Source organism: Hymenobacter sp. FMD4 (assembly GCF_058932745.1).
The window spans coordinates 1-17,456 of record NZ_JBZYWH010000006.1; the positions used below are offsets into that span (position 1 = coordinate 1).

A 17,456-nucleotide genomic window follows, 5' to 3' on the forward strand; every position below is an offset into this window, starting at 1 on the left:
ACCTTAATCACCAACCATGGCTTCGTTTAGGAAGCGTATGAGAGGCTGAGTGGCCTGCCACGCTGCAGTGACGCGGTCAGGAAAATCGGGGCGGAGTACTTCTTTGTCGGGAATGCTGCGCCATACGAAGAAGCTCTTGAGGCGCAGCCATTCGATGTCAGGGTCGTTGCGGTCGTAGCCTTTGGGAGCGGTGCGCAACGCTTGGCTCATGTCGAGCCCCTGCGGGAATTCCTGCAGCAGGGCCGGGTCCTGGCGTACGGCGTGAAATGCATCAGCATTGTAATGAATTTCCTGCCGGATGCGGGCCAGCTGCTGGGGCTCGGGTTGCCAGCGGCCAGCTCCTACGTAGGACTCGCCATTGGGCTCAATGGCAACAAAAAAGCCGGCCCATGGGCTCTGACGGCCGTCGCGTTTAAGGCCGGCACCCATGTGGCGCTTGTAAGGCTCGTCGCTCTGCTGAAACCGGTCGTTCTTGTTGATGCGGTACATCACGTCGGAAGGCGTAAGCGGGAGCAGGGCGGGCTCGAACTGTTGTGCCCGCTGCAATAGCTCGGCTACCAGTGCGGTGTAGGTTTTGCGGGCGCGTTGGTATTCGGCGCGGTGCGCGTCCATCCAGGGCTTGTTGTTGTTCTGGCCCAGTTGGCGCAGAAACTCGAGCAGAGACGTTAGGTCGGTCACGAGGGCAAGAAGAGTGCGGTGAAACGGCTTGGCAAAAATGGCCGAAAAACAAAACAGCCGCTTCGGGCGAAGCGGCTGTCGGGTTCTACGTGTTAGCGGCGGCGTTCGGCCATCACGCCTGGTCCGCGTGAGTCGTTCAGCGTCCAGTCGTAGGGCACGTACGTTATGGTGGCCGCTGGCGCAATGGGCTTCTGCGCGTAGCGGTTCAGAAACTCAATCAGCTTGGCTTTCTCTCCAAACTCTGCCGCATACCAGTCGAAGATGCTGGAAAGCTGCAGGGCTTCGGTGGAAACCTGGTTGCGCAGCGGATCGTTGATGAAACGGCGCGTCTGAAGTTCAAGCTGAGTCCCGAGGCTGGAGCCGCTATAGGCCTCAGGCAGCAGGGAAGGGCTGGAAACGGCGGCGCAGTGCAACGCCAAGTAGCGCCGTGGGTCGCCGGGCAACAGGCGAGGCAGGATTTCACGCTCAATCTGCTTCAGCGAGTAGACTTTGCCGCCTACCTGTACCTCGGGTGCATCCCATGCCGACAGGTTGCCGCCCACAGTTTTAATCTTGATGTCGCTCATGCGCTGCACCGGGTAGTATTGTACTACTAGGTACGCTGTGTACGCATTGTAGGTATTGATCCAGAAGGCTGCCTGGTCGGCGTTGCTCCAGGTGTAGGAAGGCGTGGTGCGTCGTAGCACCTGCAGGTAACTAAGCAACTGGTTTTCGTCCTCGGCCAACCCCTCGTAGTTCACCGACCCATTGGGTTGCACGTGCCGCTTCAACAACTCATCCCAGGGGCGGTGCAGGGAATCATTTCCTTGAGCCTGGGCGGTAGTGGCTAGTAGCACCAGCCAGAGCAGAAAATACGTGAAGGTGTTGTTACGGTGCATGTAGGTGCGGGGTCGGGTCGGGAGTCGGAAGGTGCGGAGCTGAGCACTGAGAACAGGATGCTCAGTGCTTAGCACTATTTCCGGAGGGCTTGGATTATCAAAAATAGTAGGCGCGCAGCATTTATCAAGAATTATTGTCTTTTTCTCTAAAAATTTTGAATGTATAAGCCTTTGAAATTACGTTTCTTGAAACTCAACCATTGGCCAGCGGTGCAGGCCGAAGCGCTTCCAAACCTGTTCCACCAATCCCGCCCGCACAACTAGCACTAAGTTTAGAGGAGTCGGTGCGTTGGCTAGGATGGCTTCCAAAGCGGGTGCCAAGCCTTCCCCACGCAGCTCAAGTGGTCCGACTTCATCCAGCACCACATACGGTTTGCCATCCTGTATAGCACCTAGCAGGGCGGTACGGGCCCAGTAAAAAGCAGCCGGTGAAAATCGAAACCGGCCTACTTGCAAGGCTCGCCAATCGGCGAAATGAGCAGTGGCGGGCCACTGCAGTCCCGTGCGCAAATCCAGGAAGTGCCGCAGCTGATGCATATCTGCCAGCATCAACACGCCGCCCACATCGGGGCGGTGCTCGCCCCATTGGCGCAGTCGGGTGGTTTTGCCGCTGCGCACGGGGCCGGTAAGCAGATGAATCAGCACGTTAACCTCACTGAGTGGGAGCCTCAGCAAACATATTCACGGCCAAAGCCCGCCCAAACCAGCGCAACCGGCGCCGGCCCCGGTGCCCGGCCGATAAGCGCCAGCACTGCGTCACCAATTGGCGCGTGGCCGGCAGCAGGGTTAAGGTATGCTGCAGGTCGGTGGCCCAGCGGCCACGCGGACGAGTCAGCCACTGACGGAGCCATTGACTAAGCACTGGAGCTACCACCATCAGCCAAGCTCCATATACCAGCACTGAGCGCAACAGCAGTCCGCCAAGCCTGTGTTCGTTAGCTGCCACGGCAGGGCCCCAGCCCCACTGGGCCGCCAGCCATAAGAACACACCCAGTGCCCACGGCCACAGCAGCACCTGATTGATGCGGCGTCGGCCGCCCCGATGAGCCGACACAGGAGCCAACTTGTCCTCGACCTCTTCCTCATCGGGCCAGATGCGTAGCCAGGCATACTGCTGTGCAATGCGCGGGAGGCGAGCCGGCAAGCCGCCAACCCACCAGCCCAAGGCCGCCCCAACCAAGGCATGAGCCGCGAAGTAGGCAGCCACTAACCACAGCGCGTAATCGGGCCCGCTCTTGGCAGCCGACTGACCGACCAAGCCCTGCACGAAGGCATTGAAAGCAGCGGGCAGGGCCTTGCCGCCCAGCAGCCACAGAGTGAGTACACGCTGGCCTGCCGATTCCACCATGGTCAGGATACCAAGCAGCATGCCCCGCCAGCGTGGAAATGCTTTGGTCCAGCTCAACAGCTCGCCCACCAAGCCCTGAAACGCTACGGCCACGTAGGCATTGGGCGATGTATGCGGGCTGAGCAGCGCCTTGATGGTGAGTACTACCAGCAAGCCGCGGAGTACGGTGCCTCGCTGCCGGCTGTAGTGTCCCAGTAGGTGCACTACTACTACGGCCGCTCCGCCCACCAGCAAACCCGTAACCGGCAGCTTGAAAGCGTGTAGCACGCCGCCCAATAGCGCCTCGCTCAGTGCCCAAAGGGCCACCAAACGGGCCAGCAGCAACGGTGGCGCCGATACGGGTGCTACGGTAGTGGCGGAAGCCGACATGATGGCGCCTAACAGTTAATGCGAAGCGCGGTGCCCCAGTACCTGTACCGCGTCGCCTACGCGGATCAGGCCCTGCTCCGGCCCGATGGTGTTCAGGCCAAACATTACTTTGTTGCCGATGGCGCGGTAGCCTGATAACGTGCGCAGCGGTTCGGCATTGCGCTCGGCCGTCTGCTGATCCGTGGTGATAAGCACGCAGCGGGCGCAGGTTTTGATGCCGGTAAAGGCTACCTCTCCAATGCGGAAATCCTGCCATGTATCTTCCGCATAAGGCTGGGCGCCGCTTACCACGAGGTTGGGCCGAAAGCGGTTCATGGGCACGGGTTGGGCAAGGCGCTGGTTCAGGTCGTCGAGCGAAGACTGGCCGATGAGCAGGAAGGGATAGGCATCGGCAAAGCTGACGAGGCTGGGTGCTTCGCCGCCGTCGGCGGAGCGCAGGGCGGCTTCGGGCATGTGCACCAGGCGGCAAGGCTGCTCCAGGGCTTCCGACAACCACTCATCGTGCTCTTTCAGGCCGCGGAACGCAAACACCATGTCGTCCCAGACGGTCACGAACTGCGTGCCTTTGTGCTCGGCTTCGAAGGGCACGAACAGGGGGCGCAGCTCGGGGCGCTGAATGTGGCGGATAATGAAGCCGTTGTGGGCGTATTCAAGGTGCAGCAGCGCCATCTTGGGCAAGGTACGCTGCGTCATAAAGCGGCCGCTTTGGTCCACGATCAGCCAGCGGCGGTCGTAGCGCAAGCCGCGGGAGGTAATCTGCCCTTCGGGGATGCGCACGCCGCCGAGGGACTTGATGGGGTAGAGGTAAAGGTCGGTAAGCGTGAGCGGGGCAAAGGTGTCAGCCATAAGACGAAGGTAGTGCTTGCGCGGGAGTCAGAAAGCAGGCCAAATGCATAGGTGGTGCCTAATATTCCAGACTTCCGGTATGTCCTCCTTCAGCCTATCTTCCCAGGCCCTCGCGGCCGTGCACAGCGCGGCGGCATACGTTGCGCCGTTCAGATTATACTGATTGCGGCGTTGCTGGGCTAGTTCTTGCTCCTCAAGCGTGAGCCGGGCAGTACCACCGCGCTCTTGCCAGTGTGTATCTAGGGTGTGTGGATAGTAAGCCAAAAGAACGTCATGCTGAGCTTGTCGAAGCATCTCTACGGAACAATTTCGCCTAAGCGAAGCGGTAGAGATGCTTCGACAAGCTCAGCATGACGTTCTAAAAGGCTCAGAAAGGCCTTCTTCGGTTGCTGTCCATGCAGCCTGTTGTACTTTGTTTGAATAGGCCGGCAAGGGCTGACGCTGACTTGGGCAGGGGCCCTGCTGCGGGCGCTGCTCATTATGCTGCTAGCCGGTGGCTTGAACGTTGGGATGAACATGCTGACTTTTCGCTGGTACGTGTGTGGATTGTAGCACACAAATCCGCCGTCTCTAGTGCAGCGGCCGTTTTTTGATCAGCCCGCCGTGCGTGTCCTTGATGCTGTGCATCAGAATAAAGGCTTGGTGGTCGATGGCTTCCACCTCGCTTTTCAGCCGGGTGACTTCCAGGCGCGTCACGGCCGCAAACACGATGTCGATGGAGTGGCGCTGGGAGCCATAGCCGGTACGGCCGGTATAGAGGGTTACACCGTGGCCCAGCTTCTCGGTAATCATCTGCCGGATAGCCTCGCTACGCTTCGATATGATGGTGACGCCGGTATACTCCTCGATGCCGTCGATCATGAAATCCACGGTTTTGGCCGCGGCCAGGTAAGCCAGGATGGAGTACATGGCCGATTCTACAGACAGCACCAAGGCCGCCACGGCGAAAATCAGGATGTTGATAATCAGAATGACGTCGCCGACGCTCAATGGACTTTTGCGGCTGATGGATACCGACAGGATTTCAGTGCCATCGAGCACGCCGCCGCCCCGGATGGTGAGGCCGATGCCCGCCCCGAGGAAAAAGCCGCCGAATACCGAAATCAGCAGCTTGTCGTGCGTCATGACCGGGAAGGTGACCAGCCACAGTACTGTGGCCAGGCCCAGAATGGCTAGTAGGGTTTTCAAGGCTACCACGCGGTCGAGCTGGAAATAAGCCAGCACCACGAAGGGAGCATTTATCACGATAATCAGCACCGATAGCGGCCAGCCCGTGACGTGTGCCGTGAGCAGCGACATGCCCGTCACGCCGCCATCGATAAAGCCATTGGGCAGCAAAAAGCCTTTCAGTCCTAGCGCCGCCGAAAAAATGCCCGCCACAATCAATGCGGCATTGATCAGCTGGCGCCGCAGCAGCCGTAGCGCAAAGTGCCATACTGGCCCGCCGCTGTGGCCGGGAGGTAAGCCTTGGGGATACTTGTTACGCAGAACATTGCGAATGATTAGTTGCTGGATCAGCATGTAAGCGGCGCGAAGTGAGCAAGTGAAGGAAGGATCGTACCGGAGCCCGGCCAGCTGCCAGCTCTTGCGTACGGAACCCCCGGCAAGGGTATAAATAGACAGTTATAAAGCAAACGGGCAACGACTTTCGTCGTTGCCCGTGGCGTTGGGTTTTGTTGTCGCTGCTTAGCGGCCCGAGGCCGACGACGAGCCGCCGCCCGAGCCCTGCTGCTCGGCCAGCTGCACTGCGCGGTATAGGTTTACCACGCCGCCCGTGCTCGAAAGCGTAGTAAAGTCTACCGTGCCTTTGCCGCCGGGTTTGCGCACCTTCGTGCGCACCGGCTCGGCCGATTGCATGATAATGCGCTTCAAGTCGGCAGCTGAAAGCTGAGGATAATACGATTTGAGCACGGCCGCTACGCCGGCTACCGTGGGCGCCGCCATGCTCGTACCACTTTCGTTGCCGTATTTGCTGCCGGGCAGCGTGTTGTAGATGTTAACGCCGGGCGCAAATACATCCACGCGCTTGCCGTAGTTGGAAAACTCAGCGGCGAGCTTCTCGTCGTTGGTGCTGCCCGAGGCACCCACGGTCAGCAAGTTGGGGTAAGCCGCTTTGGCCTTCTCCGCCACTGCCGAGGGAAAGTGCGTCATGTTGTCGATGTTGTTCGACTCGTTGCCGGCTGCATGAATCAGCAGCACACCCTTCTGACCAGCGTAGCGGATGGCATCCTCCACCGCTTCGCGGTCCGGCGAGTAGTACTTGCCGAAGCTCATGTTGATGATCTGCGCACCGTTGTCCACGGCATAGCGAATGGCGTTGGCCACGTCTTTGTCGTGCTCGTCGCCGTTGGGCACGGCGCGCACAGCCATGATGCGTACCGACGGCCCGGCTACGCCCAGCACACCAAGGTTATTTAGGCGGTCGGCGGCAATAATGCCCGAAACGTGCGTGCCGTGCGTAGGGTCGGGGCCCATCACGTCGGGGTTGCCGTAGCCGCGCTCCTTCAGGTTATCCGGGTTGTCCTGTACGATTTCAGCCCGCGGGTTGAAGTCGAGGTTGAGCGAATATTTCACGCGCTTCTCGGCATCCTGGGCCGCGTCGCGCATCTGCACCACCACTGACTCCATGTCGGGCGAGCCGGAGGCTATCAGGCTTTGGTAGAGCTGGGCGGTCATCTGCTTGAGCTGGGCGTCCTGCGTGGGCGGGCGGCGCAGCACAGCCGTATCAAGGCGCTCCACGGCCAAAATCTGCTTGAGCTGTGCTGTAATACCTTCCAGCTGCGTGGCCAGTGGACCGAGTTCCTGGTACTGCTGCGAGTCGTCCTTCAGCTTCTTGTCATAGTCTTTCTTGACGCGCTGGTAGAGGTCGTACTCGGCCTGCTTCTTTTTGGGAAGCGACGAGCGGGACTTGCCCTCGTACAGGGGCTTGAGGCGGGCCATCAGGCGCGTCTCCTCGTAGGTGTCCACGTCCACGTTGCGGCCGTCTTTGCCGCCGAGGAAGTTCCAGCCGTACACATCGTCGACGTAGCCGTTGCCGTCGTCGTCCTTGCCGTTGCCGGCTATTTCCTTGGGGTTGCGCCACAGTACGCTTTTCAGGTCGGCGTGGGCCGTATCTATGCCCGAATCAATCACGGCTACCAGCACCGGCGCGGCCGTGCGGCTTTTCAGCAGCTCATCGTAGGTGCGCTGGGTGCTGATGCCCATCACGTTGTTGGCCTTCGGGTCGAGGTGCATCCATTGCTGCTCCAGCGGCGCCACCACTGGGGCAGGGGCGGGGCTCTGGGCAAGCGTAGCGGCTGGCAGCAGCAGCGTCAGACCTAATGCGGATAGCCAGGGACGGGGGAATAGGCTCATGCAGAAAAAGCAAGGTTGGAATGACCGCATACGCGAAATGCGGCGGAAGATATGGTACCGACGGCCGCGAGTAGGCAACCGTTGCGGCGCGGGCGGGTTTTTATCCCGCCTTCCTAAACCGATACCTTTACGCTCCTCGTTCCAATAGCCGCTTTCGAATGCCGCTAAATAGCCTACTTCGCGCCGCCTTTGCGGCCTTGCTCATTCTTTCTGCTACTTTCCTCGTTGGCAAAGCTCACGCCCAGGCGCCCAAAACGTATTCCTCCTCGGAAATCCTGCTGGGCCTGAAAAAGCTCAATGTGCTGGGCTCGGTGCTCTACATCGCCGCCCACCCCGACGATGAAAACACCCGCCTCATCGCCTACATGGCCAACGGCCGCCTCGTAGAAACCGGCTACTTCAGCTGCACCCGCGGCGACGGCGGCCAGAACCTCATCGGACCCGAGCTGCGCGAGCAGCTGGGCGTTATCCGCACTCAGGAGCTGCTGGCCGCCCGCCGCATCGACGGCGGCCGGCAGTTTTTCAGCCGCGCCAACGACTTTGGCTTCTCTAAAACGCCCGAAGAAACCTTTACCCTCTGGGACCGGGAGCAGGTGCTGGCCGACATGGTGTGGGTTATCCGCCAGCGCCGCCCCGACGTGCTCATCACCCGCTTCCCGCCCGATGCCCGCGCCGGCCACGGCCACCACACCGCCTCCGCCATGCTGGCCATCGATGCCTTCGACGCGGCCGGCGACCCGAAGCGCTTCCCGGAGCAGCTGAAGTACGTGCAGCCTTGGCAGCCCAAGCGCCTGTTCTGGAACACGGGCTCGTTTTTCGTCAAGCCCGGTGAGGACATGAGCGGCTACTTGAAGATTGACGCCGGCGGCTACAATGCGCTGCTGGGCCAGAGTTACGGTGAAATAGCTGCCCGCAGCCGCTCGCAGCACCGCTCGCAGGGATTCGGCTCGGCCGCCACTCGCGGCGAGGCTATCGAGTATTTGCAGCTGATGAAAGGGGAGAAGGCTACGAAGGACCCACTGGAAGGGGTAGATATGACGTGGAGCCGGGTGAAGGGTGGGGCCGTGGTAGGGAAGCTGGTGGATGAGATAATTCGGAAGTATGACCCGAGCAAGCCAGAGGCGTCAGTGGCGGGGTTGCTGAAGGTCCGGACAGCATTAGAAAAAGTTGTTACCGATGCTGTAGCAGGAGAAGGAACAGTAAAAGGAGTTAGTTACTTCTGGTATAATGAGAAGCGGCTCGAAATAGAAAAGCTTATTCAAGCGTGCTTAGGATTGCATATAGAGGCCGTAGGAACAAGTCCCACGGTAACGAAAGAGGAGCTTTTTCAAGGGAAAAAATCAACTGCCACTTACATCCTTTATGAAATAATAAACCGTTCAACACTACCTGTACAACTTATCGATGATAAGGTCTATCCCTACTCGCTAGAAAATGATGCGAGCTTCGCAAGGGGTGGAATGACAGGTATGCACGGGTATGGCTCCCGCCGAATCGAATTGCCATCTGGAAGGCGTTATACTGACACAGCCATGGTTACCGAAGGCGTACAAGCCTTGGACGCTTCTCAGCCTTATTGGCTAGCAGATAAAACAACCGTTGGTATGTATAGCATCAAAGAGCAACTTGAGCGTAGCAAGGCAGAAAGTGAGCCAGTATTAAAAGCTCGTTTTGCATTTTATGTTCTTGGACATAGAGTGATGTTTACCGTCCCCGTCCAATACAAGCGCGTCGACCCCGCCTACGGCGAGATATACCGCCCATTGGCCGTGGTGCCGCCCGTGGCCGTGAACGTCATCGGCCAAGCCTACGTCTTCGCCGACAATCAGCCCAAGACTGTGCCTGTGACCGTAAAAGCTGGTCGCGCCGATGCCCGCGGTACCTTGGCGCTGCAGGTGCCCGCCGGCTGGAAAGTGGAGCCGGCCAGCATTGCTTTCGACATCAAAAACAAGGACGAGGAGCGCACCGTCCTGTTTCAGGTGCAGCCGCAGGGCAACCAGGAAAGCAGCGGCCAGCTGCGCGCCGTGGCCACCATGGACGGCCAGCAGTACACGCGCGGCATCCAGCAGATCAGCTACGAACACATTCCCACCCAAACGCTTTTCCCCGAAGCCGTAGTGCCGCTGGTGCGCCTCGACCTGAAGCGCCGCAAGCAGGAAATAGGCTACCTCATGGGCGCCGGCGACGAGGTGCCCGACGCCTTGCGCCAGATCGGCTACAACGTAACCCTGCTCAAGTCCGAGGACCTGAACGCCAACAAGCTCAAGCGCTACGACGCCGTAGTGCTCGGCGTACGCGCCTACAACACCATCGAGCGGCTGAAGTATCAGCAGAAAGAACTGCTGGAATACGTGGAGCGCGGCGGCAACCTGGTGGTGCAGTACACCGTGAGCCGCGGCACCGTGCTGCCCGAAATCGGGCCGTACCCGATGAAGCTTTCCAACGACCGCGTGACCGTGGAAACCGCCCCAGTGAAGTTCCTGAAGCCCCAGCATCCGCTGCTGAACGTGCCCAACAAAATCACGGAGCGTGACTTCCAGGGCTGGGTGCAGGAGCAAGGCCTGTACTACCCCAGCTCCTGGGATGCCAAGTATCAGCCCATCATCAGCAGCAACGACCCCGGCGAAACACCCAAGGAAAGCGCCATTCTGGTAGCTGAGTACGGCAAGGGACACTACATCTACACCGGCCTGTCGTTCTTCCGCGAACTGCCGGCTGGCGTGCCCGGCGCCTACCGCTTGTTTACTAACCTGATCGAGCTAAGCAAGCAGAAAGCCAACTAGCACGATCAAACCTCCCTAACGGCGAACAAACCCGCTGCTTAGCTTCTGCAAAAAGCGCGGAGCTGGTTCATGCAGCGTTGCGCTGGCTTCTACGTTCTTGCATTACATCTTTTCTCCCCATGCCCCATACTCCCGACGTTCCCGAAACCGACAAGTACCCGCCGCTGCTGCCTACGTGGCGGGCGTGGTACGTGCTGGTGCTGGCCGCGCTGGCCGCTGAAATCGGGCTATTTGTGTGGCTTAGCCGTTATTTCGCTGCGTGAGTGGGTTGGATTGGGCGGTGCTCACGGGCACCTTGGCATTTATTATCGGCTATGGTACCTGGCGTACCCGCAAGGCTGGCAGCTCGCTCGATGGCTACCTGCTGGGCGGGCGCCAGACGCGGTGGTGGGGCGTAGGCCTGAGCATCATTGCCACCCAGGCTTCGGCCATCACATTTCTCAGTACCCCCGGCCAAGCCTTTGCCGATGGGATGCGCTTTATTCAGTTCTACTTTGGCTTGCCGGTAGCCATGGTGCTCATTGCCATCGTGGCGGTGCCCATCTACCAGCGGCTGCGGGTATACACCGCTTACGAGTACCTGCAGAGTCGCTTCGATCGGCGCACGCGCACGTTGGCGGCCAGTTTGTTTCTGCTGCAGCGAGGACTGAGCAACGGATTGTCGCTGTACGCGCCGGCGCTGGTGCTATCAGCCATTTTGGGCTGGAATACCACCGTCACGGTGTGTCTGCTCGGGGCGGCTATCATCGGCTACACCGTGAGCGGCGGTACACGGGCCGTTACGGTTACGCAGCAGGGCCAGGTGGCCGTGATATTCAGCGGCATGGCCATAGCGGGCTATTTACTGGTACATTACCTGCCTCCGCAAGTTGGTTTCGGCGATGCCATGCACGTAGCTGGCCACCTCGGCAAGCTCAATCTCGTCGATTTCAACTTCAACTGGCAAGACCGCTACAACTTCTGGACCGGCATGACCGGTGGCTTGTTCCTGGCCCTCTCGTACTTCGGCACTGATCAGAGCCAGGTGCAGCGCTACCTCTCGGGGCAGAGCGTAACCGAAAGCCGCCTGGGCCTGCTCATGAATGGCCTGATTAAGGTGCCCATGCAATTCGGCATTCTGCTGATCGGTGTGCTGCTGTTCGTATTCTACCTGTTTCAGCCCGCTCCGCTCACATTTAACCGGCCCATTTACGAGCAGGTGATGAACAACCCCGTGGTGGCCGCCGAAGCCCGAAAGCTGGAGCAACAGCACGCCAATGTGCAGCTCGCCCAGCAGCAGGCCACTACTGACTTGGTGGCGGCCCGCCGCAGCGGTAGTCCCGAGGCTCAGACCGCAGCCCGGCTGCGCCTCCAAACCACCCAGGCTGCCGCTGAGGGCGTACGAGCCTCCTGGAAAAAGCTGGCACAGCAAGCCGCGCCCACCGCCGATGCCAAGGATACCGATTACGTGTTCATCTCCTTCGTACTGCGCTACTTACCGCGCGGGCTGGTGGGCCTGCTGGTGGCAGTGGTGCTGAGTGCGGCCATGAGCTCGGCGGCTGGCGGGCTAAACTCGCTTGGCTCTACCACGCTCGTGGACTTGTATCGGCCGTTTACCAAGCGCGTTATCTGCACCGAAGAGCATTTGGTGCGGGTGTCGCGTTGGGCCACCATCGGCTGGGGCGTTTTGGGTATCGGCTTCGCGCTGTTTGCCGCTCGAATGGAGAATTTGATTCAGGCTGTGAACATCCTCGGCTCCCTCTTTTACGGTACCATTCTGGGCATTTTTGCCGTGGCGTTTTTCCAAAAGCACGTGCATGGCCGGGCCGTATTCTGGGCAGCGGTGATTACGCAGCTACTGACATTCGCCCTGTTTATCGGCACCGACATTGCTTACCTGTGGTACAACATCCTGGGTTGCGCGATGGTGATGCTGCTAGCAGAGGTCTTGCAGCGTTTCAGGCCGGTCAAGGCTCACCCGGCGGCTCCTTTGCTGGCTACTCCTGCTGGTGGGGCCTCACCGCCCAGCCTCGGCTCCTAATAGGGGGAAGCCAGAAGTCAACAACGATTCCGTTTAACGTTGCACCGTCAAGCGCCGTCGTTCAAACCTGCCTTTCAGTAATGGGAGAAAAGCCAAGCGGGGCCGCCGAACTAAGTTCGGCGGCCCCGCTGTCGTTGCTGCTATCAAACTTTCCTCTCCATGGAAAAGGAGAACTTGATAAGGCACTTTAGCTCTTCTTTGCGTCGGCTTTCTTGGTTTCTTCAGCCTTTTTCGGCTCCGAGCCACCTTTCTTAGCCTCAGCAATCAGGTCTTCGTTCATCTTCACGTAGTCAGCATTCTTAGCGTCGAGGGCCAGTTTGCGCGACTGTTCAGCCGTGGTAGTGGCACCAGCGTAGTCCTTAAGCTTCATCTGGATTTTGGCCTGCGTGTGCAAGTTCCAGAACTTCGGCTCGTTGGCGTTGGCCTTCTGAATCCACTCCAGGGCCTGCTTGGGGTCCTTGTTGGTGTCGAAGTAATACACAGCGGCGGCAGCCAGGTCGTTGGCGCTGGGGCTGGCGTTCTTGATTACTTTCTCTTCGATCTGGGCCATCACCTTGGGCTCCACGTCCGAGGTGATTTTGAACTTAGCACCGGTCATTTCCCACTGCATGTCTACGTTGGCCGTAGCGGGGGTCAGGTCGGTGAAGTTGATGGTAAAGGCTTCGGCCTTGGTAGCCAGTTTGTAGGGCTTGATGGAGAAGCGGGCTACATCCTCATCGTCCTTGAAACCGTCGACGTTGGCACCCTGCTTGGTGTTTTTATTTAGTACCACCATCCATTCGGCCTTGTTCGGGATGGTGTAGATGCCGTACTCACCGGCGGGCACTTTCTTGCCCTCCACCGTTACGTCGTCCGAAAACTTGATGGTCGTGGTCTGGTTGGCACCAGTGCGCCACCGCTTGCCATAGGGCACCAGCGTACCGAATACGGCACGGCCTTTGGCGCTCGGGCGCGAATAAGTGACGGTGACGTCGGTCAGGCCCACGCGCTGCTGCACAGTGCTTTTGGGGCTGGCGGCCGGCGTATTGAGCTGGGCTTGGGCGGCCGGAGCCGAGAAAAGGATTGCGCCTGCCAATGCAGTGCCGGCAAGCAGCGAAGTCCGGTTCTTTAGCAACATGGAAATGGGTAAAAAGGGTTGATTAGCTGGAGTAAAAGTACGCTTTTTGAGCAAAGCGCGCGGGAAAAGAATGCTAAAAAAATTGGCCTGATTGCTAGTTCGTTTAGACCCTGTACAACTGGCCGTCTACCAGCAGCCGGGCAAAAGGGTCGTGCTGGTGCAGGAGCCGGTAGAAGCGCAGCAGCGAAAGCTCGGTGCACAAGCCGTAGATGACGAATGACACGCATGTGGGCGAATTGCCCCAGCCGCGCCCGATGCGCACTCGGGCATCCATGCACTCGTAAAACATGGCCCGCACTGTGGGAGCATCCAGGTAGTTTTCGCTGAAATGGGCGCTTACGCGGGTTTGCATAAGGCAGCAGAGGCCGTGTTATTTAAGCTCAAAGCCTTTGGCCCGAACCAGTTCCAGCAGCACGGCTTCGGTAGCCGGCGCCTGCACCCGCCGCAAGTCTACGATGTGCGTGGCCGGCACCTGCGTGATCAGCAGCAGCCAGTGCCCGTGGCGCTGCGCTTCCGTCACTGCGCCCCAGGGTACATCCAAAGCAGGCGCCGAGGGGCTGCTCACCGTGAAACGGCGCTGGTCGAATTGGTAATCCATCGATTCCGAAGCCAGCGGCGACGCCTGATAGCCGCTTTGGATGCGGTTCAGGTAATACACGAAGCCGGCCGCCACCGAAGCCAATACCAACAACAGCGGCGGACCGTAAAACCAAGGCGTAGCCAGAAGCTCGACAGTACTTAGCGCGTAGATCAGCCCCACAATGATTGCCACCGGCAACACGAGCCAGACCAGGGAGCGGGAGGTCAGCCGGAAGTAAAGCTGGCGGTAGTCAGCAAGGGAAACGCGGACCTGGGAAACAAGAATCGGCTGCATGCGGCGAAGGTAGCCACAGGCAGCCGATTTGAACTTCTCAGTGAACGGGTGAGGTGCTGACTACTGACTGCTGCTCTCTACCTGTACGCCTTTGGCGCGCAGCAATTGGAGCAGATCGGGCACCTGATGAGGCGGCATCAGTCGGTTCATATCCAGATACAATGCGTTATTGTTAGGAAGAAACACCAGTATCCAATTTTTGAAGGGCCATACCCGTTGCACCGCCGGCCATTCAAATTCAGTGCGAGCGGCCTCGTTTACGCCAATAATTCCAGCGTTTGATAACTGATAAGTTGTAGGGAATTGCAAAGTAGGGAGAACGGCGTGCTGCTTACGCAGTGTGCCTCGCAGCCTACGAAGTATCAGCCAAGGCATGGCTATCATTCCTAGCAATAGCACCGTTAAAAAAATTGGTGGATCCGCCTCACCTATGGTGTACTTCTGCCACGTTATTACTAGCTGAATAATGAGTAACACGATAAGCACAAGGAATATGGCAATCTGCCCGCGAGACTTGGACAACTGCTGTCGAAGCAGGGCAGTATTGATTTGAACGTAGTCGTCAATAGAAATTCGAATGTCTTTTACCTCTACCATGACTGCAAAGTAACGTACTCTGCAAAAACGAAAACGGGGCCGCAAGCCCCGTTTTAGTCTTACGTCAGCTCAAATTGCAGCTTTAGCAGGTTGGCGTACAGGCCGTTTTCGTTGTCGCTGAGCTCCTCGTGAGAGCCTTGTTCCACGATGCGGCCGCCGTCGATGACGAGGATCTTGTCGACTTTGCGGATGGTGCTCAGGCGGTGCGCGATGATGATGCTGGTGCGGTTCTGCATAAGCTCGTCCATGGCCTGCTGCACCAGCTTCTCGCTTTCGGAGTCGAGGGCTGAAGTGGCTTCGTCGAGCAGCAGGATGGCCGGGTTTTTCAGGATGGCGCGGGCAATGGCAATGCGTTGGCGCTGTCCGCCGGAGAGCTTGATGCCCCGCTCGCCCACCACCGTATCCAGGCCCTCGGGGAAGCTCTGGACGAACTGCCAGGCATTGGCCCGGCGGGCCGCGTCGATGACATCAGCTTCCGGCGCACCGGGGCGGCCGTACAGAATGTTCTCGCGGATGGTGCCGCCAAACAGCAGTGTTTCTTGCGGCACGATGCCGATGTGTTGGCGCAGTTCCGTCAGGTCCAGGTTGTTGATGTCGTGCCCGTCGATGCTGATGCGGCCGCCGCTGAGCTCGTAGACGTGCATGAGTAGCTGCACAATGGTGCTTTTGCCGGAGCCCGAGGGACCTACCAAGGCCACCTTCTCACCCGCCTCAATGCTGAAGTTGATATCCTTGAGCACCGTAAGGTCGGGGCGGGTGGGGTAGTGAAACTCCACGTGCTGGTACTCGATGTCGCCGCGCAGCCGCAGCGGAAGGGTGCCAGCGGGCCGGGCCCGGTGTACTGGCTCCGATTCCTCATTGAGGATTTCCAGGATGCGTTCCGAAGCGCCCAAGGTGCTCTGGACTTTGCCGTATAGCTCGCCTAAACCGCCCACCGAAGCACCGATGAAAATGGTGTAGAGCGCAAAAGACGTAAGGTCACCAATGGTCATCTGGCCAGCGGCCACCAAGGTTGCGGCTCGCCACAGCACCAGAATAATACCCCCGAACAAGCCGATGATAACAAAAGAGACAAAGCCGCCGCGGTACATATTGCTGCGCAGCGCGGCCTGTACCGTCCGGGTCAGTGAGCCAGTGTAGCGCTGGGTTTCGTACAGCTCATTGGTGTAGGCCTTCACGGAGTGGATGCCCTGCAGGGTTTCCTCCACGATGACGTTTGTTTTGGCCAGCTCATCCTGGGTGGCTTTGGCCAGTACCCGAATCTTGCGGCCAAATAGCATGGCTACCAGTACGATGGGCGGAAAGGTGAGCAGCATAAACAACGACAACTTCACCGACACCATCATGATGAAGAACACGCCTACCACCAGCGTCATTACCTGCCGGAATAGCTCGGCCAGGGTCAGGGAAAACGAGTCCTGAATCTGGGCCACATCAGAGGTGATGCGCGAAGTGATGGCCCCAACGCGGTTTTTTTCGAAAAACGGAATCGGCAACGATACGAACTTGGCGTAAAGCGCCTGCCGGATGTCGCGCACGGTAAATTCGCTGACCTGGGTAAAAAACCAGATGCGCCCAAATGAAAACAAGCCTTGCAACACAATCACCCCAAACAAGCCCACGGCAATGTCGTTGATGCTCAGTTGCTGGCCGGTGGCCAGTGTAAAGGGCTTGCCAGTGGCCGTATCTGCCAGTTTACCGATAACCCACGGAAAGCACATGACCGTAGCGCTGGATAAGGCCAGCAGCACCATGCCGATAATAAAACGCCCGCGGTAAGGCAATACGAAGCGGAAGATCCGCAGCGCGTGCCGAAATGTTTCTTTGGTAAGCTTGACTTTGGCCGCGTCGCCATCGACGCTGCCGCTGGTATTCAATCCGCTTCTGGCTGCCATTTATATCTGATGCGAAGAATATGCTGTCACATGGCGTCGGCCCGAGGCCACTGAAAGGTGGTGAAATCGGGCTAACGGTAATTGTAGCGCTTATCTCTTCAGTCGTCGTTACTCGAATTTTACTTTACTCTTTTCCACCTTCAGATTCGAAGAACTGCCGAAAGGTATCGGTACCTGTACCTGCACGGGTACCGGCTGGCCCTTGCGCGTGGCCGGTTTCCAAGCGGGCATAGCGGCCAGCACGCGCAGAGCTTCCGCGTCGCACTCCGGGGAGAGGCCCTGAGTCACTTTGGGCTCGGTCACACGGCCGTCGGCAGCCACAGTGAATGTGGTAAGCACCGAACCGCTGATTTGTTTGCTTTTGGCAGCCTCGGGATACTGGGCGTTTGTCTGAATAAACTCACTCAACGCCTGCGGACCGCCCGGAAACTGCGGGGCCACGTCGGGCCGGTTTGCGGCAGGCTTGGCCTGCGGCTGCATGCGGCCAGGACGGAGCACCATGGGCTCTTTGGAAGAAGCCGCCGGGGCCGTTTGGGCCGGGGCGGCGAAAGCCAAGAGCAGCAGGGCGAAAAGTAAATGGTATTTCACGGGCTAGGGCAATAGGCGACGAGGGGTAGCCATGTGTGGCGCAGACTTCAGCCCGCATCCGCAGACAGCGCTTTAACCGTTGAATGCCTTCACGATTAAAGAGTACTAT

At 58.9% G+C, this 17,456-nt stretch carries 16 protein-coding genes; 3 read left to right on the forward strand and 13 right to left on the reverse strand.

The genetic code is table 11. The features are described from left to right. Nucleotides 1-3: 3 nt before the first annotated feature. The 7 genes from AC5FXY_RS07870 to AC5FXY_RS07900 all read right to left on the reverse strand — a co-directional run bounded on the left by AC5FXY_RS07870 (nucleotide 4) and on the right by AC5FXY_RS07900 (nucleotide 7,473). Nucleotides 4-678 carry a DUF2461 domain-containing protein gene (locus tag AC5FXY_RS07870; RefSeq protein ID WP_493556108.1) on the reverse strand — a complete coding sequence of 225 codons (675 nt, stop codon included), beginning with the start codon at nucleotides 676-678 and terminating at the stop codon, nucleotides 4-6. Between the two features lie 92 nt (nucleotides 679-770). Beyond that, entirely contained in the window at nucleotides 771-1,556 is a 786-nt protein-coding gene (locus tag AC5FXY_RS07875) for a DUF547 domain-containing protein (protein WP_493556109.1), read from the reverse strand. A 177-nt stretch (nucleotides 1,557-1,733) separates the two neighbouring features. Next, a complete protein-coding gene (locus AC5FXY_RS07880) occupies nucleotides 1,734-2,201 on the reverse strand; it encodes a hypothetical protein (protein WP_493556110.1) in 468 nt (155 codons plus the stop codon). Between the two features lie 7 nt (nucleotides 2,202-2,208). Then, the gene (locus tag AC5FXY_RS07885; protein WP_493556111.1) at nucleotides 2,209-3,273 is read right to left on the reverse strand and encodes a hypothetical protein; all 1,065 of its coding nucleotides are present in this window, start codon (nucleotides 3,271-3,273) and stop codon (nucleotides 2,209-2,211) included. Nucleotides 3,274-3,288: 15 nt separating this feature from the next. After that, nucleotides 3,289-4,119, reverse strand: a complete 831-nt coding sequence (locus tag AC5FXY_RS07890) for an MOSC domain-containing protein (RefSeq protein WP_493556112.1) — start codon at nucleotides 4,117-4,119, stop codon at nucleotides 3,289-3,291. A gap of 570 nt (nucleotides 4,120-4,689) precedes the next feature. Further along, nucleotides 4,690-5,640, reverse strand: coding sequence for a YitT family protein (locus AC5FXY_RS07895; protein WP_493556113.1), 951 nt, complete (start codon nucleotides 5,638-5,640; stop codon nucleotides 4,690-4,692). A gap of 165 nt (nucleotides 5,641-5,805) precedes the next feature. After that, complete coding sequence (locus AC5FXY_RS07900; protein WP_493556114.1) at nucleotides 5,806-7,473, reverse strand: S8 family peptidase; 1,668 nt, start codon at nucleotides 7,471-7,473, stop codon at nucleotides 5,806-5,808. 197 nt (nucleotides 7,474-7,670) lie between these two features. Here AC5FXY_RS07900 and AC5FXY_RS07905 point away from each other — a divergent pair, with 197 nt between their 5' ends. From AC5FXY_RS07905 to AC5FXY_RS07915, 3 genes are all read left to right on the forward strand, one after another. Then, nucleotides 7,671-10,256 carry a PIG-L family deacetylase gene (locus tag AC5FXY_RS07905; RefSeq protein WP_493556115.1) on the forward strand — a complete coding sequence of 862 codons (2,586 nt, stop codon included), beginning with the start codon at nucleotides 7,671-7,673 and terminating at the stop codon, nucleotides 10,254-10,256. Between the two features lie 119 nt (nucleotides 10,257-10,375). Next, nucleotides 10,376-10,519, forward strand: a complete 144-nt coding sequence (locus AC5FXY_RS07910) for a hypothetical protein (protein WP_493556116.1) — start codon at nucleotides 10,376-10,378, stop codon at nucleotides 10,517-10,519. Further along, nucleotides 10,516-12,276 (forward strand): sodium:solute symporter family protein, encoded by a 1,761-nt coding sequence (locus AC5FXY_RS07915; protein WP_493556117.1) that lies wholly within the window; start codon nucleotides 10,516-10,518, stop codon nucleotides 12,274-12,276. The genes AC5FXY_RS07910 and AC5FXY_RS07915 overlap by 4 nt, the downstream gene beginning before the upstream one ends. 187 nt (nucleotides 12,277-12,463) lie before the next feature. Here the strand turns inward: AC5FXY_RS07915 and AC5FXY_RS07920 are convergent, their stop codons facing one another. The 6 genes from AC5FXY_RS07920 to AC5FXY_RS07945 all read right to left on the reverse strand — a co-directional run bounded on the left by AC5FXY_RS07920 (nucleotide 12,464) and on the right by AC5FXY_RS07945 (nucleotide 17,347). Further along, complete coding sequence (locus AC5FXY_RS07920) at nucleotides 12,464-13,393, reverse strand: DUF2911 domain-containing protein (RefSeq protein WP_493556118.1); 930 nt, start codon at nucleotides 13,391-13,393, stop codon at nucleotides 12,464-12,466. Between the two features lie 103 nt (nucleotides 13,394-13,496). Further along, nucleotides 13,497-13,745, reverse strand: a complete 249-nt coding sequence (locus tag AC5FXY_RS07925) for a hypothetical protein (protein WP_493556119.1) — start codon at nucleotides 13,743-13,745, stop codon at nucleotides 13,497-13,499. An 18-nt stretch (nucleotides 13,746-13,763) separates the two neighbouring features. After that, on the reverse strand, nucleotides 13,764-14,267 hold the full coding sequence (locus AC5FXY_RS07930) for a hypothetical protein (RefSeq protein WP_493556120.1): 504 nt from the start codon (nucleotides 14,265-14,267) through the stop codon (nucleotides 13,764-13,766). 60 nt (nucleotides 14,268-14,327) lie between these two features. After that, nucleotides 14,328-14,864, reverse strand: coding sequence for a YcxB family protein (locus tag AC5FXY_RS07935; protein WP_493556121.1), 537 nt, complete (start codon nucleotides 14,862-14,864; stop codon nucleotides 14,328-14,330). Nucleotides 14,865-14,923: 59 nt separating this feature from the next. Continuing rightward, nucleotides 14,924-16,759: an ABC transporter ATP-binding protein gene (locus AC5FXY_RS07940; RefSeq protein WP_493556122.1), complete on the reverse strand. Its 1,836-nt coding sequence runs from the start codon at nucleotides 16,757-16,759 to the stop codon at nucleotides 14,924-14,926. Nucleotides 16,760-16,867: 108 nt separating this feature from the next. Beyond that, nucleotides 16,868-17,347 (reverse strand): energy transducer TonB, encoded by a 480-nt coding sequence (locus tag AC5FXY_RS07945; RefSeq protein ID WP_493556123.1) that lies wholly within the window; start codon nucleotides 17,345-17,347, stop codon nucleotides 16,868-16,870. Nucleotides 17,348-17,456 lie beyond the last annotated feature (109 nt).